The organism is Kitasatospora sp. NPDC004272 (genome assembly GCF_053603035.1).
Genome location: NZ_JBSGET010000015.1, coordinates 1 through 13,554, shown reverse-complemented (window position 1 = coordinate 13,554; position 13,554 = coordinate 1). Strand labels below are relative to the sequence as shown.

Here is a 13,554-nt window from a genome sequence, read left to right as displayed (position 1 = left end):
CCAAGAATTCCGGTGCCGGCCGTCCCGTCCTCCGGCCCTCCTTTCCGGCGCCACCGCCTTTTCCCTGTCCCAGCTCCGCCGTTCCCCCGGGAGGGGAAGTGTCAGATCACCTCGTCGTCCTCCACCGCTGGAGTGACAGTTACGCGGACTACGGTTCCTACCTGGACCACCGCACCCATCGGGTCAGCTACGTGACGACCCGCCGGGGCGCGCCGGCGCTGCCCGCCGGGGCGGCCGCGGTGCGGATCGTCGACAGCACCGAGGACGGCAAGGCGGTGCGGGAGGCCGTGGCCGCGCTGGTCGAGGAGTTCGGCCCGCCCGCCCGGGTGGTGGCGCTGCACGAGGTCGACCTGGACATGGCGGCCGAACTGCGCGAGGAGCTGGGCGTCCCGGGCGAGCGCTCGGAGGGGCTGGCGCCGTTCCGCGACAAGCTGGTGATGGCCCGTCGGCTGGCCGCCGCCGGGGTGCCCGTCCCGGCGACCGAGCCCGCGCCGGACCACGCCGCGGTGCGCGCCTTCGCCGCCGTGCACGGCTGGCCGGTGCTGGTGAAGCCGGTGCGCGGGACGGCGAGCGCGGGCGTCACCCGGCTCGACGGCGAGGCCGAACTGGCCGCCTACGCCTTCCCGCCGGACGTGCCGGTGCTGGTCCAGCCGTACCTGCCGCACGAGGTGCTGCACGTGGACGGCGTGGCCACCGGGACGGGGCTGGGAGCCTGGCGGGCATCGAGCTACCTGAACACCTGCCTGGAGTTCACCGAGGGGACGGCGCTCGGCTCGGTCGAGCTGGACGACCCCGAACTGCTGGCCATGATCGGCGAGTTCACCGACCGGGTGACGCGCGCCCTGTCGGACAACGCCTGGGTGTTCCACCTGGAGCTGTTCCTCTCCGGGTCGCCGGAGGCCCCCGAGCTGCAGGTGCTGGAGGTCGGCGCCCGCCCGGGCGGGGCGGAGATCCCGTTCCTGTGGCGGGAGGTGCACGGCGTCGACCTGATGGCGGCCGCCTTCGCCGTCCAGCTGGACGCGCCGCTGCCGGAGGCGGCCCGCACCGGCGGCGGCCCGTCGGCCGGGGAGCGCGGCGGCTGGCTGCTGGTGCCCACCCCTGCCGTCCGCCCCTGCCGGGTGACCGCCGCCGGGAGCCGGGTCGGGACGGAGTCCGGCCCGTACACCGAACGCGTGCCCGTGGTCGGCCAGTTGCTCGCCGACCTGCCCGGTTACGAGCACTCCGGCGCCCGGTTCCGCTTCCGCGGCGCGAGCAGCGCCGAGGTGCGGGCCGCGGTGGAGCACACCGTCGCCGCCTTCGACTTCCGGTGCGCGCCGGTCGACCCGTCCGAGCCCGACCTGGTGGTGCTGGTCGGCAGCGGCGGCCGGGCCTACCGCGAGTACGCCTTCGAGGCCGCCGCCGCCCGCGCCGAGCTGGCCCTGGTCACCGCCACCGGCGCCGACTGGCAGCAGCGCTACCTGACCGGCCACCAGCAGGTGGACGCCACCACCCCCGAGGAGCTGGTCCGGGCGATCGGCGCGGCCGCCGCCGGGCGGACCGGCCGGGTCGGCGTGTTCACCTGGGACGAGGTGCTGCTGGAGGCCACCGCCGAGGCCGCCCACCGCCTGGGCCTGCCGCACATGTCGCCCGGGGCGGCCCGCAACTGCCGCGACAAGCTCGCCACCCGCCGGCTGCTGGCGGAGGAGGGCGTCGCCGGGGTCGGCCACGCCCACGTGCACGGCCCGCAGGAGGCGCTGGCCGCCGCCGCGGCGATCGGCTACCCCGTCGTGGTGAAGCCGCGCTCGCTGGCCGGCAGCGTCGGCGTGGTGGTCGCCCCCGACGCCGACGGGCTGCGGGCGCTCTACCACCACGCCTCCGACGCCGCCTACCCCGGCCTGGACGCGCTGGACGGCCTGGTGCTGGAGGAGTACCTCGACGGCCCCGAGGTCAGCGTGGACTCGGTGGTCCGGGACGGCGAGGTCCGCCCGGTGAACGTGGTGCGCAAGCGCCTCGGCTACGACCCGTTCTTCGAGGAGGTCGGCCACCTCGCCGCGCCCTGGCGGCACGAGCCGTGGGCCGAGGAGCTGGTCGAGCTGGTCACCGCCGCCCACCGCGCGCTGGGCGTCACCACCGGCGTCACCCACGCCGAGGTGCGGCTGACCGCGGCCGGCCCGCGGCTGGTCGAGCTGAACGGCCGCCTCGGCGGCGACTTCATCCCGCTGCTGGGCCGGCTCGCCAACGGCGTCGACCTGACCGCCGCCGCCCTGGACCTCGCCCTCGGCGCGGAACCCGACCTCACCCAGCCGTACGACCGCTGCGCCGAGGTGCGCTTCCTCTACCCCGCGCACGACGGCACCGTCCGCGCCCTGGACACCGCCGCCGCCGCGGCCGTGCCCGGCGTCGAGCGGATCGTGCCGCTGGCCGGGCCCGGGACGCGGCTGCTGCTGCCGCCGCGCGGCATCGTGCCGCGGCTGGCCGCCGTGATCGCCACCGGCGGGACCCCCGAGGAGTGCCGGGAGGTCCTGGACCGCGCCGAGGCCCTGGTCCGCGCCGAGGTCGAGCCGCTGCCCGCCGACCCGGACGGCCGCGAGGAGGGCCGGTGAGCGGCGTCCTGCGCAGACTGCTGAGCACCTACACGCTGCCCAGCCGGGGCGGCCGGATCATCGCCTCCGGCGTGGTCGTGTACGCCAGCAGCAGCGGCCTCTACCTGGCCGGCGGCACCGTCTACTTCCTCAAGGGCGCCGGCCTGAGCACCGCCCAGATCGGCACCGGGCTGACCATCGCCGGGCTGGTGGGCTTCCTCACCACCGTGCCGGTCAGCCTGCTGGCCAACCGCTGGGGGCCGCTGCGGCTGCTGCGCCTCCTCCAGGTGTGGCGGGCGACCTGGTTCGCGGCGCTGGCCTTCACCCACGACGTGTACACCTTCACGCTGTTCGCCTCGCTGTTCGCGATCTCGCAGGGCCCGGTCTTCCCGATGGTGCAGCTGCTGGTGAACGGCGTCGCCGGGGAGGCCGACCGGACCCGCACCCTGGGCGTGATCAGCTCCGTCATCAACGTCGGCATGTCGGTGGGCGCGCTGGCCGCCACGCCGTTCCTCGCCGTCGGCGGCACCGGGATGCTGCGCGCCGTGCTGCTGATCGGCGCCGTGCTGTGCCTGTCCGCGGCGGGCGTGTTCGGCCTGCTCCGGGGCGAACCCGCCGCCGCCCCGGTCGAGAAGGCCCCGGCCCGCTGGCACGCCGGGCTGCTGGTGGTCGGCCGCGACCGCCGCTACCTGGGCCTGACGGCCGCCAACGGGGTGGTGTTCCTGCACACCGTGCTGCTGGGCATCGGCCTGCCGCTGTGGATCGTGCAGTCCACCAACGCCCCGGTCGGCATCCTGAGCGCGCTGTTCGCGGTCAACACCGGCCTGGCGATCGTCCTCCAGGTGCCGTTCGCCAAGAACGTCAAGAGCACCCGGGACGGCACCCGCGCGCTGCGCAACGCCGGCCTCGCGCTGGCCGCCTTCAGCCTGCTGCTGATCGCCACCATGCACACCGACCGCTGGCTGACCATCGGCCTGCTGGTGGCCGCGACCGCCGTCCTCACCTGCGGCGAGCTGCTCCAGGGCGCCGGCGGCTGGGAGCTGTCGTACCGGCACGCGCCCGAGGAGCGGCGCACCGAGTACCTGTCGGTGTTCAACCTGGGCACCTCGGCCGCGGGCATCGTCGGCCCCGCCCTGCTCGGCCTGCTGCTCGCCCGGGAGACCGCCGGGCTGCTGGCCCTCGCCGTGCTGTTCCTGGGCACCGCCGCCGCGGTGAGCGTGCTCGGCGGCCGGCTGGCCCGGGCCGAACTCCCGCAGCGGGACGCGTCCGCGGCCGAGCCCGCGGACGGACCGGCGGCCGAGCCCGCCGCCCAGCACTGAGCCACTCCCCCGTCCCTGCCGCCCGCCGGGCGCAGGCCCTGACCGATCTGAGAGGAACCGCCATGGAGGACCAGCTCCTCGAACTGCTCGTCGGCGTCGTCGACGAGTTGAACGAACGCCGCGAGGAGAAGATCCCGACCGAGGACCTGCGGGAGGTCTGCCTGTACGGCGACGCCGGAGTCTTCGACTCGATGCACCTGGTGAACTTCCTGGTGCTGGTCGAGGAGGCGCTGGAGGACGAGTTCGACGTCGAGATCTCGCTCACCTCGGCGAAGGCCGTCTCCCGCCGGGTCAGCCCGTTCAGCAGCGGCCGCCGCCTGATCGACTTCATCGAGGAGGAGCTGGCGCTGGCCCGCGGCGAGGGCGAGCTCGCCGGGCAGGGCGCCTAGGGCGGACGGCCCCGCGGCCGACAGCACAGACATGATCATCCTGATCACGGGCACCCGCACCGGCATCGGCAAGGCCCTCGCCCGGCACTTCCTCGACCTCGGCCACCGGGTCGTCGGGTGCAGCCGGCGGCCGTCGACCATCGAGCACCCGGAGTACACCCACCACGAGGCGGACCTCACCGACCCCAAGCAGGTCAAGGCGATGTTCCGCTCGCTGCGGGCCAGCCACGGCTCGCTCGACGCGGTGGTCAACAACGCGGGGGTGGCGACCATGAACCACTTCATGCTCACCCCCGACGAGACCGCCCGGCACCTGTTCGACGTCAACTTCTTCGCCGTCCTCAGCTGCTCCCGGGAGGCCGTCAAACTCCTCCGCCGGAGCACCGAGCCGTCCCCCGCGATCCTCAACGTCTCCACGGTCGCCGTGCCGTGGGCGCTGGAGGGCCAGCTGCTCTACTCCGCCAGCAAGGCGGCCGTCGAGCAGCTGACCCGGGTGATGAGCAAGGAGCTGGCCGAGTTCGGCATCCGGGTCAACGGACTCGGGCTGCCGCCGGTGCGCACCGTCCTGACCCGGACGGTGCCGGCCGAGAAGATCGACGCCCTGGTCCAGCGCCAGGCCATCAAGCGGATGTGCGACACCGACGACGTCGTCGGACCCGTCGAGTTCCTCCTCTCACCGCAGTCCCGGTTCGTCACCGGCGAGACACTATTCCTTGGCGGAGTGCACTGACGTGACGTACGAAACAGCCGAACCCCACGACCCGCACGACCTCCCCGGGCTCCCGGGCCGGTCCGAACTCCTCGACCGGCTCGACGAGTTGGGCGACCGCACCGCCGTCGTGCACGGCGACGAGCGGTACGGCTACGCCGAGCTCGCCGACGAGGTGCGGCTGCGGCTCAAGGAGCTGGACGCCGCCGGGGTGCGGCCGCACCAGGCCGTGATCCTGAACGGCGACTTCTCGTTCCGCTCGATCGCCGCGCTGCTCGCGCTGCACCTGCACCGCGCCGTGGCCGTCCCGGTGGTCACCCTCACCGAGGCGACCCTGGCCACCGTCACCGAGTCCTGCTCCCCCCGCCACCTGCTGCGGGTCGGCGCGGACGGGGTCACGATCGAGCCGGTGGCCGGCGTGTCCGACGCCCCGGCGGCGGGCTACGCCGGCCTGGTGGAGCGCGGCGCGTCCGGCCTGGTGCTGCTCAGCAGCGGCAGCACCGGGGCGCCGAAGGCGATCCTGCACGACCTGGACGCGCTGGTGCTGGAGAAGCTCGGCAAGCGGCCCCGGACGGCCGGGCGGCCCGCCCCGATCCTGATGTTCCTGCTGTTCGACCACATCGGCGGCATCAACTCGCTGCTCGGCGTGCTGCGCCTGGGCGGCACCGCGATCCTGCCCCGGCAGCGCACGCCGGAGGAGATCTGCGCGCTGATCCAGGAGCACCGCATCCGGCTGCTGCCGACCAGCCCGACCTTCCTCAACCTGATCCTGATCGCCGGCTTCCACGAGAAGTACGACCTGAGCAGCCTGCGCATGATCAGCTACGGCACCGAGCCGATGCCGGAGGAGCTGCTGGCCCGGGTCGGCGCGGCCTTCCCGGCGGCCCGGCTGCTGCAGACCTTCGGCACCAGCGAGACCGGCATCTCCACCACCACCAGCGAGTCCTCCCGCAGCACCTTCTTCCGGATCGAGGACCCGAGCGTCGAGCACCGGATCGTCGACGGGGAGCTCCAACTGCGCAGCAGCACGCAGTTCCTGGGGTACCTCAACTACCCGAGCGACTCGCTCACCGAGGACGGCTGGTTCCGCACCGGCGACCTGGTGGAGGAGAACGCGGACGGCTACCTGAAGATCAAGGGCCGGGCCAAGGAGGTGATCAACGTCGGCGGCGAGAAGGTCCTCCCGCTGGAGTTGGAGTCGCTGCTGCTGGCCAGCCCGATGGTCGCCGACTGCACGGTGTACGGCCGCCCCAACGCGATCACCGGCCAGTCGGTCTGCGTGGACGTCATCCCGGTGGGCACGCCCACCCGGGCCGAACTGCGCAAGCACGTGGTCGCGTTCCTCACCGGCCGGGTCGACCCGTTCAAGATCCCGACCAAGGTCAACCTGGTCGAGGCCGTCACCGTCTCCGAGCGGTTCAAGAAGAAGCGGATCCTGCCGTGAGCGGCCTGCTGGCGATCGGCGCCGGGAAGTTCGCCGTCGAGCTGGCCCGGTACGCGCGGGAGGCGGGCCTCGGGCCGGTCGAGCGGTACCTCGTCCTGCCGGACGAGGAGGCGCACGCCCCCGCCGGGCTGCGCGTCCCGTTCGACGGGTACCGGCCGGAGCCGGGCACCCGGGTGCTGCTGGCCACCGCCGACCCGGTGCGGCGGCGCGAGCTGATCGACGGCTTCGTGGACGCGCACGCGCTGGTCGCCGAGAGCGTCGTGCACCCGACCTCGGTGGTCGACCCGGCCGCGCTGACCGGGCCCGGCACGGTGGTGGGCCCGTTCTGCCACGTCGGCGCGGGCGTCGTCCTCGGCGCGCACACGGTCGTCCACAACCACTGCAGCATCGGCAACCACTCGACCGTCGGCGCCAACAACTTCCTCGCGCCCAACTTCCACTGCGGCAACAGCGTCACCGTCGGCGACGACAACTTCTTCGGCCTGAGCTGCACGGTCGCCCCCGGGGTGACCGTCGGCAGCGCGAGCCGGTTCCAGGCCGGCCTGGTGCTGTTCGAGGACGCACCGAGCCGGCACAGCTACCTCACGGCGAACCGCGTCAAGGCGCTCCCGCTGCCCTGAGCGGCCACCGCCCCAGGTCAGGAACTCCTCCCGAACCACCCCACAGAAAGGCACCACCCCACCATGAACCGAGCGAAGGTCGCCGTCATCGGAGCAGGCCCCGGCGGCTGCGTGGCGGCGCTGAGCCTCCAGAAGCTGGGCCACGACGTCGAGGTGTTCGAGAAGGGCCGCTTCCCGCGCTACCGGGTCGGCGAGTCCTTCCTGCCGGGCACCCTGTCGATCCTCAACCGGCTCGGCCTCCAGGAGAAGATCGACGAGCGGAACTTCGTGAAGAAGCCCTCCGCGACCTTCCTGTGGGGCCAGGACCAGGCCCCCTGGACCTTCTCCTTCGCCACCGCCCGCACCGCCCCGTGGATCTTCGACCACGCCATCCAGGTCAAGCGCGAGGAGTTCGACCAGCTGCTGCTGGACGAGGTCCGCGAGCGCGGCGTCGCCGTCCACGAGGGCACCGCCGTCGCCAAGGTGGACGTCTCCGCCGCCGACCGGGTCACCCTGACGATCCGCGACGGCGAGGGCGAGGGCGGGGGCACCCGCACCGCGGAGTACGACTTCGTGATCGACGCGGGCGGCGCGGGCAGCCCGCTGGCCCGCCAGCTCGGCGTGCGCCGCTACGACGAGTTCTACAAGAACTTCGCGGTCTGGAACTACTTCAAGCGCAAGGACCCGTTCGAGGGCGGCCTCAAGGGCACCACCTACTCGATCACCTTCGAGGACGGCTGGGTCTGGGTCATCCCGCTCAAGGACGACGTGCTGAGCGTCGGCATCGTGGTCGACCGCTCCAAGGCCGCCGAGGTCAAGGAGCTCGGCCCGGACGCGTTCTACCGCCAGACGCTGGCCAAGGCCACCCGCGCGGTCGCCCTGCTCGGCGACGCCGAGACGATCGACGAGACCCGGATCGTCCACGACTGGTCGTACGACTCCGAGCACGTCTCGGCCGACCGCTACTTCCTGGTCGGCGACGCCGCCTGCTTCACCGACCCGCTGTTCTCCCAGGGCGTGCACCTGGCGACCCAGTCCGCGGTCAGCGCCGCCTCCGCGATCGACCGGATCACCGGCGCCCCGGAGGAGGCCGAGGCGGTCCACGCCTGGTACAACCGCAGCTACCGCGAGACCTACGAGCAGTACCACGAGTTCCTGGCCTCGTTCTACACCTTCGCCTCCTACACCGAGCCGGAGTCCGAGTTCTGGCTCAAGCGCCGGATCACCGAGTCCGACGACGAGCGGCTCAGCCGCAAGAAGTGGTTCGAGCGCCTGGTCGAGGGCGGCGCCGCCAACCCCACCGGGTCGGTGGCCGACTTCCGCGACCGCGCCGCCACGATGATCGCCATCGGCCGGCACCAGCGCAACGAGCTCAGCTCGGAGTTCTCCGACGACGAGCTCAACCCGGCCCGGGTGCAGTGGATCGGCGCGCTCACCAAGCAGCTCAACCGGATCACCCGGCTCGCCTGGACCGGCGAGGAGGTGCTGCTCAAGCCCTACTACAAGGTCGAGCCGCACTCCTTCCGGCTGGAGCAGAAGCAGGTCCTCGCCAACGAGGACGGCCTGGACATGATCAAGTTCCCGCTGGAGGAGGTGCACCGGGAGATCTTCCAGCTGGTCACCAAGGAGACCGTCGGGTACAAGAGCCTGATCAAGCAGCTCAACGACACCGGCAAGCAGGAGATCAGCTCGCAGATCGTGATCCGGCTCATGGAGGCCGGCCTGCTGACCGGCTACGACAAGAACGACGAGCGGGTCGTCGTCCAGGACCGCCTGCGCTTCGACGGCGTCGGCGTCGAGTACGAGGTCTGACCATGAGCACCCCCACCCACGTCTTCATCGCCGGGATCGGCAACTCCGGCCCCGACCACTGGCAGTCGCTCTGGCGCGACCGGACCGACGGCGCCGTCTGGGTCGAGCACACCTCCTGGGACGAGCCCGAGCGGGACACCTGGGTCGCGGAACTCGACGCCGCCCTGCGCGCCGTCCCGGGCCCCAAGGTCCTGGTCGCGCACAGCCTCGGCTGCACGCTGGTGGCCGAATGGGCCGCCGAGCACCGGGACGAGGACGTCACCGCCGCGCTGCTGGTCGCCGTCCCCGACGTCGACGGCCCCGAGTTCCCCACCCAGGCCACCGGCTTCGACTCGGCCCGGCACGGCCGGCTGCCGTTCCGCTCGCTCGTGGTCAGCAGCCAGGACGACCCGTACGGCTCCCCGGAGCACGCGGCCGCCGACGCCGAGCTCTTCGGCGCCGAGCTGGTCGACGTCGGCCACCGGGGCCACATCAACGCCGAGTCGGGCCTCGGCGACTGGCCCGAGGGCCGGGCCCTGCTCGACCAGCTGCTCGGCGGCTGACCCGCCGGCCGCACCCGTGAGAACGGCGGCCCCCGGCCCACCGCCGGGGGCCGCCGCAGCATGCCCAGCTCCGCGTTCCCAGCTCCGCGTTCCCCGCTCCCGCGCGCCGCTCCCCGCGTGCCGCTTCCCACGCCCACGGCAGGTTGGAGAACCCCGTGTCCGCCGCCCAGTCGATCTCCGTCACCGCACTCAGCGGTCTCGCCCTCGCCCTCGCCGTCGGCGTCGGCGTCACCATGCTCTGCCGCCGCTTCGGCCAGCCCGCCGTGGTCGGCGAGATGGCCGCGGGCATCTGCCTCGGCCCCAGCCTGCTCGGGCTGCTCCCCGGGAACCTGCCCGCCCACCTCTTCCCGCCCGAAGCCCGCCCCTACCTGAGCATGGTCGCCCAAGTCGGCCTGCTGCTCTTCATGTTCGGCATCGGCTGGGAGTTCGACACCCGCTTCGTCCGGAGCCGGCTCGGCTCCGCCGGGACGATCTGGGCGACCTCGCTGGCCGTCCCGCTGGTGCTCGGCTTCCTGCTCGCCCGCACCCTGGAGCACCCGGTCCTCAGCACCAGCGGCCGCCCGGTCTCCGACACCGGGTTCGCGCTCTTCTTCGGCCTCGCGATGTCCATCACCGCCCTGCCCGTGCTGGCCCGCATCGTCGCGGACCAGGGCCTGCGCGGCACCCGCGCCGGCAACCTCTCGCTCGGCCTGGCCGCCGCCGACGACCTGCTCGCCTGGTGCATGCTCGCCGTCGTGGTCGCCCTCACCAACACCGGCGGGGCCGGCGGCTTCCTCGGCGTGATGGGCTGGTCCGCGCTCTACCTCGCCGTCCTGTTCGGCCTGGTCCGCCCGCTGCTGGCCGCCGCCGCGGCCCGGATGCGCTCCCGGCACCTGCCGTACGCCGCGCCGCTGGTCGCCGCCGGCATCTTCCTCTCCGCCTACACCACCGCGCACATCGGCATCGACGCGATCTTCGGCGCGTTCATCTTCGGCACCGCGATGCCCCGGCCCGAGCAGAGCCTGCTGCTGCAGCGCGCCGTGCACGCCCCGTTCGAGTCGGTCAGCCGCCTGCTGATGCCGGTCTTCTTCGTGGTCACCGGCCTCTCCGTCGACCTCACCACCCTCTCCCTCGGCGGCTTCGCCCAGGCCGGCCTGATCATCCTGGTGGCCTGTGTCGGCAAGCTCGGCGCCGTCACGCTGTCCGCCCGGGCCACCGGCACGAACTGGCGCGACGCCACCGTGATCGGCGCGCTGATGAACACCCGGGGCGTGACCGAACTCGTCCTGCTCAGCATCGGCCTGAACCTCGGGCTGCTCACCGTCCCGCTCTACTCCTCGATGGTGCTGATGGCCCTGGTCACCACCGCCCTCGCCGCCCCCGTCATCAGGGCCGTCACCCGCAAGCCCGCCCCGTCGGCCGAGGCCGAACCCGAACTCCTGGAGGCCGCGGCCGGCTGAGCCGGCCACCGGCCGGGCCGGGCCGCCAGGTCAGGCGAGCCCGGCCCGCTCCAGGGCCTCGACCCCGGTGCGCAGGGCGGCGATCCGCTCGTCCAGGGTCCACCCGGCCGGGGCGAGGGTGAGGGTGCTGACGCCCGCGGCGGCGTACGCCTGCATGCGGTCGGCGATCCGGGCGGTGTCGCCGAGCAGGGCGGTGGCGTCGATGAACTCGTGCGGGACGGCGGCCGCGGCGGCGGCCTTGTCGCGGGCGAGGTAGTGGGTCTGCACCTCGTCGGCGGCCTGCTCGAAGCCCATCCGGCGGGCGAGTTGGCTGTAGAAGTTCTTCTCCTTGCTGCCCATGCCGCCGAGGTAGAGGGCGGTGTAGTCGCGCAGGGTGTCGGCGGCGGCCCGGACGTCGTCGCCGACGGCGATGTTGACGGTGGGGCAGAGGTCGAAGCCGTCGAGGGTGAGCCCCGCCCGGGCCCGGCCCGCGGCGAGGGCGTCGACGGAGAGGGCGGCGTGCTCGGGGGCGAAGAACAGGCCGAGCCAGCCGTCGGCGATCTCGCCGGTGAGTTCGAGGTTCTTCGGGCCCATCGAGGCGATGTACAGCGGGACGCGCTCGCGGACCGGGTGGACGGTGAGCTTGAGCGGCTTGCCGGGGCCGCCGGGCAGCGGGAGCGTCCAGTTCGGGCCGTCGTGCACCAGGCGCTCGCGGGACATCGCCTTGCGGATGATCTCCACGTACTCGCGGGTGCGGGCCAGCGGCTTGTCGAACTTGACGCCGTACCAGCCCTCGGAGACCTGCGGGCCGGAGACGCCGAGGCCGAGCCGGAAGCGGCCGCCGGAGAGGGTGTCCAGGGTGGCGGCGGTCATCGCGGTCATCGCGGGGGTGCGGGCCGGGATCTGGAAGATCGCCGAGCCGACGTCGATCCGCTCGGTCTTCGCCGCCACGTAGGAGAGCACGGTGGCGGCGTCCGAGCCGTACGCCTCGGCGGCCCAGCAGACCGAGTAGCCCAGGCGGTCGGCCTCCTGGGCGACCGCGATGTTGTCGGCGTCCAGGCCGAGTCCCCAGTAACCGAGGTTGATCCCGAGTCGCATGTGCCCAAGCCTTCCAGTCGGGTGGTGCGGGTGAGCGTAGTCGCCCGCCGGACGTCATGCTACTGACCGGTAAGGGTGGTGCGGGTCACAGCCCCGGCGCGCGCGGCGGCGCGGCGCGCGGGTGGTCCCCGGCCCCGGGGGGTTTCGCCGCTACCCTCACAGCACGTGGGGGCAGCCACCCCCGCGGCACCCCGGGGGCACCGCCCCCGACCTGCACCATCACTACTTGCCGCACCATCGCCACTTGGCGCAGCCGGCTTGACGGAGGGCGCGATGGAACAGCGACGGCTCGGCCGCACCGGCCTGCGGGTCTCCCGGCTCGGCCTGGGCACCCTCACCTGGGGCCGGGACACCGACGAGCACGAGGCCGCCGAGCAGTTGAAGGCGTTCGTCGACGCGGGCGGCACCCTGGTCGACACCGCCGACGTGTACGCCGACGGCGGCGCCGAGTACCTGCTCTCCCGGCTGACCGACGGCCTGGTGCCGCGCTCCGAGCTGGTGATCGCCACCAAGGCCGGCGCGCTGCCCGGCTCGCACCGCCACGACACCTCCCGCGGCCACCTGCTGACCGCCCTGGACGCCTCGCTGCGCCGCCTGAACACCGACCACGTCGACCTGTGGCAGGTGCACGCGCACGACCCGGCCACCCCCACCGAGGAGACCCTGCACGCGCTCGACCTGGCGGTCGCCTCCGGCCGGGCCCGGTACGTCGGGGTCTGCCAGTACAGCGGCTGGCAGCTGGCCAAGTCCGCGGCCCGGCAGCACGCGGCGCCCGGCAGCACCCCGCTGGCCTCCGTCCAGCTGGAGTACTCGCTGCTCCAGCGCGGCATCGAGCGCGAGGCGCTGCCCGCCGCGCTGGACGCCGGGGTCGGCCTGCTGGCCTGCTCGCCGCTCGGCCGGGGCGTGCTGACCGGCAAGTACCGGCACGGCGTGCCGCCCGAGTCGCGCGGCGCCTCCCCGCACCCCACCGGATCGGTGCAGCCCTACCTGGGCGAGACCTCCCGGCGGATCGTGGACGCGCTGGCCACCGCCGCCGACGGGCTCGCCTCCACCCCGCTCAAGGTGGCGCTCGCCTGGGTCCGCGACCGCCCCGGCGTGTCCGCCACCCTGCTGGGCGCCCGCACCGCCGCCCAACTGCAGTCCTCACTGTCGGTCGAGGCCCTTACGCTTCCGGGTGAGATCCGCGCTGCGCTGGACGACGTGTCGGCCCCGGTGCACCGCTACCCGGACCAGGGCTGGACGGAGCTGTAACCGTCCCGCCCGTCGAAGGAGCCTTCCCGCGATGACCACCCCCGAGGAGCGCCCGGCCGAGAGCCAGGCCGAGCCGACGGCTGCCCCGACGACCGGCCCGGCGGGCCCGACGAGCGGCCCGGCTGCCCCGACCGGCCAGGAGGGTCCGGACGGCGGCGCCGGGCGGCCCGCCGGTGCGCCGGCCGCCGGAGCCCCGCTCACCGGCGAGCAGCGCGCGGCCGCGGTGGCCGCGCTGGCCAAGGCGATCGGCGCGATCAACGCGAACGACATCGTCGCCCCGCCGCCGCCCCCGCGCGAGGTCGAGCCGGCGGAGGCCGACGGCCCGTCCGACGATCAGTCCGACGGCCCCGGGCCGGAGGGCGGCCCGGACGGCGGCCCGGCCGAGGAGCCGGCGCCCGCGGCCGCAACCGTC

General features: G+C 73.8%; 11 protein-coding genes and 1 pseudogene. 11 read left to right on the top strand and 1 reads right to left on the bottom strand.

Annotated elements, in window-relative coordinates; all coding sequences use genetic code 11:
* The first annotated feature begins 98 nt into the window (after nucleotides 1-98).
* The 9 genes from ACWEO5_RS07315 (at nucleotide 99) to ACWEO5_RS07275 (ending at nucleotide 10,814) form a co-directional block, all read left to right on the top strand.
* The gene (locus ACWEO5_RS07315) at nucleotides 99-2,582 is read left to right on the top strand and encodes an ATP-grasp domain-containing protein (RefSeq protein WP_452160973.1); all 2,484 of its coding nucleotides are present in this window, start codon (nucleotides 99-101) and stop codon (nucleotides 2,580-2,582) included.
* Entirely contained in the window at nucleotides 2,579-3,880 is a 1,302-nt protein-coding gene (locus ACWEO5_RS07310) for an MFS transporter (RefSeq protein WP_344557716.1), read from the top strand. Before ACWEO5_RS07315 ends, ACWEO5_RS07310 begins: the two co-directional genes overlap by 4 nt.
* A gap of 62 nt (nucleotides 3,881-3,942) precedes the next feature.
* Nucleotides 3,943-4,269, top strand: a complete 327-nt coding sequence (locus ACWEO5_RS07305; protein ID WP_344557718.1) for a hypothetical protein — start codon at nucleotides 3,943-3,945, stop codon at nucleotides 4,267-4,269.
* A gap of 31 nt (nucleotides 4,270-4,300) precedes the next feature.
* A complete protein-coding gene (locus ACWEO5_RS07300) occupies nucleotides 4,301-4,999 on the top strand; it encodes an SDR family NAD(P)-dependent oxidoreductase (RefSeq protein WP_344557720.1) in 699 nt (232 codons plus the stop codon).
* A gap of 1 nt (nucleotide 5,000) precedes the next feature.
* Nucleotides 5,001-6,422 carry a long-chain fatty acid--CoA ligase gene (locus ACWEO5_RS07295; RefSeq protein WP_452160970.1) on the top strand — a complete coding sequence of 474 codons (1,422 nt, stop codon included), beginning with the start codon at nucleotides 5,001-5,003 and terminating at the stop codon, nucleotides 6,420-6,422.
* Entirely contained in the window at nucleotides 6,419-7,042 is a 624-nt protein-coding gene (locus tag ACWEO5_RS07290) for a DapH/DapD/GlmU-related protein (protein ID WP_452160969.1), read from the top strand. The genes ACWEO5_RS07295 and ACWEO5_RS07290 overlap by 4 nt, the downstream gene beginning before the upstream one ends.
* A 63-nt stretch (nucleotides 7,043-7,105) precedes the next feature.
* The gene (gene cmlS / locus ACWEO5_RS07285) at nucleotides 7,106-8,833 is read left to right on the top strand and encodes a chloramphenicol-biosynthetic FADH2-dependent halogenase CmlS (RefSeq protein WP_452160967.1); all 1,728 of its coding nucleotides are present in this window, start codon (nucleotides 7,106-7,108) and stop codon (nucleotides 8,831-8,833) included.
* Nucleotides 8,834-8,835: 2 nt separating this feature from the next.
* A complete protein-coding gene (locus ACWEO5_RS07280) occupies nucleotides 8,836-9,375 on the top strand; it encodes an RBBP9/YdeN family alpha/beta hydrolase (protein WP_452160965.1) in 540 nt (179 codons plus the stop codon).
* Between the two features lie 155 nt (nucleotides 9,376-9,530).
* A complete protein-coding gene (locus tag ACWEO5_RS07275) occupies nucleotides 9,531-10,814 on the top strand; it encodes a cation:proton antiporter (protein ID WP_452160963.1) in 1,284 nt (427 codons plus the stop codon).
* A gap of 30 nt (nucleotides 10,815-10,844) precedes the next feature.
* Here ACWEO5_RS07275 and ACWEO5_RS07270 read toward each other — a convergent pair whose 3' ends face one another.
* On the bottom strand, nucleotides 10,845-11,891 hold the full coding sequence (locus ACWEO5_RS07270) for an LLM class F420-dependent oxidoreductase (RefSeq protein WP_344557730.1): 1,047 nt from the start codon (nucleotides 11,889-11,891) through the stop codon (nucleotides 10,845-10,847).
* A 273-nt stretch (nucleotides 11,892-12,164) separates the two neighbouring features.
* Here ACWEO5_RS07270 and ACWEO5_RS07265 point away from each other — a divergent pair, with 273 nt between their 5' ends.
* Entirely contained in the window at nucleotides 12,165-13,142 is a 978-nt protein-coding gene (locus ACWEO5_RS07265; RefSeq protein ID WP_452160960.1) for an aldo/keto reductase, read from the top strand.
* Nucleotides 13,143-13,173: 31 nt separating this feature from the next.
* Nucleotides 13,174-13,554, top strand: a pseudogene (locus tag ACWEO5_RS07260) (hypothetical protein); the annotation flags it as partial.

Bases quoted from the DNA above. Each gene is read 5' to 3' on its own strand.
- ACWEO5_RS07305 (WP_344557718.1), top strand. From the start codon at position 3,943: ATGGAGGACCAGCTCCTCGAACTGCTCGTCGGCGTCGTCGACGAGTTG.
- ACWEO5_RS07300 (WP_344557720.1), top strand. From the start codon at position 4,301: ATGATCATCCTGATCACGGGCACCCGCACCGGCATCGGCAAGGCCCTC.
- cmlS (WP_452160967.1), top strand. From the start codon at position 7,106: ATGAACCGAGCGAAGGTCGCCGTCATCGGAGCAGGCCCCGGCGGCTGC.
- ACWEO5_RS07280 (WP_452160965.1), top strand. From the start codon at position 8,836: ATGAGCACCCCCACCCACGTCTTCATCGCCGGGATCGGCAACTCCGGC.
- ACWEO5_RS07270 (WP_344557730.1), bottom strand. From the start codon at position 11,891: ATGCGACTCGGGATCAACCTCGGTTACTGGGGACTCGGCCTGGACGCC.
- ACWEO5_RS07265 (WP_452160960.1), top strand. From the start codon at position 12,165: ATGGAACAGCGACGGCTCGGCCGCACCGGCCTGCGGGTCTCCCGGCTC.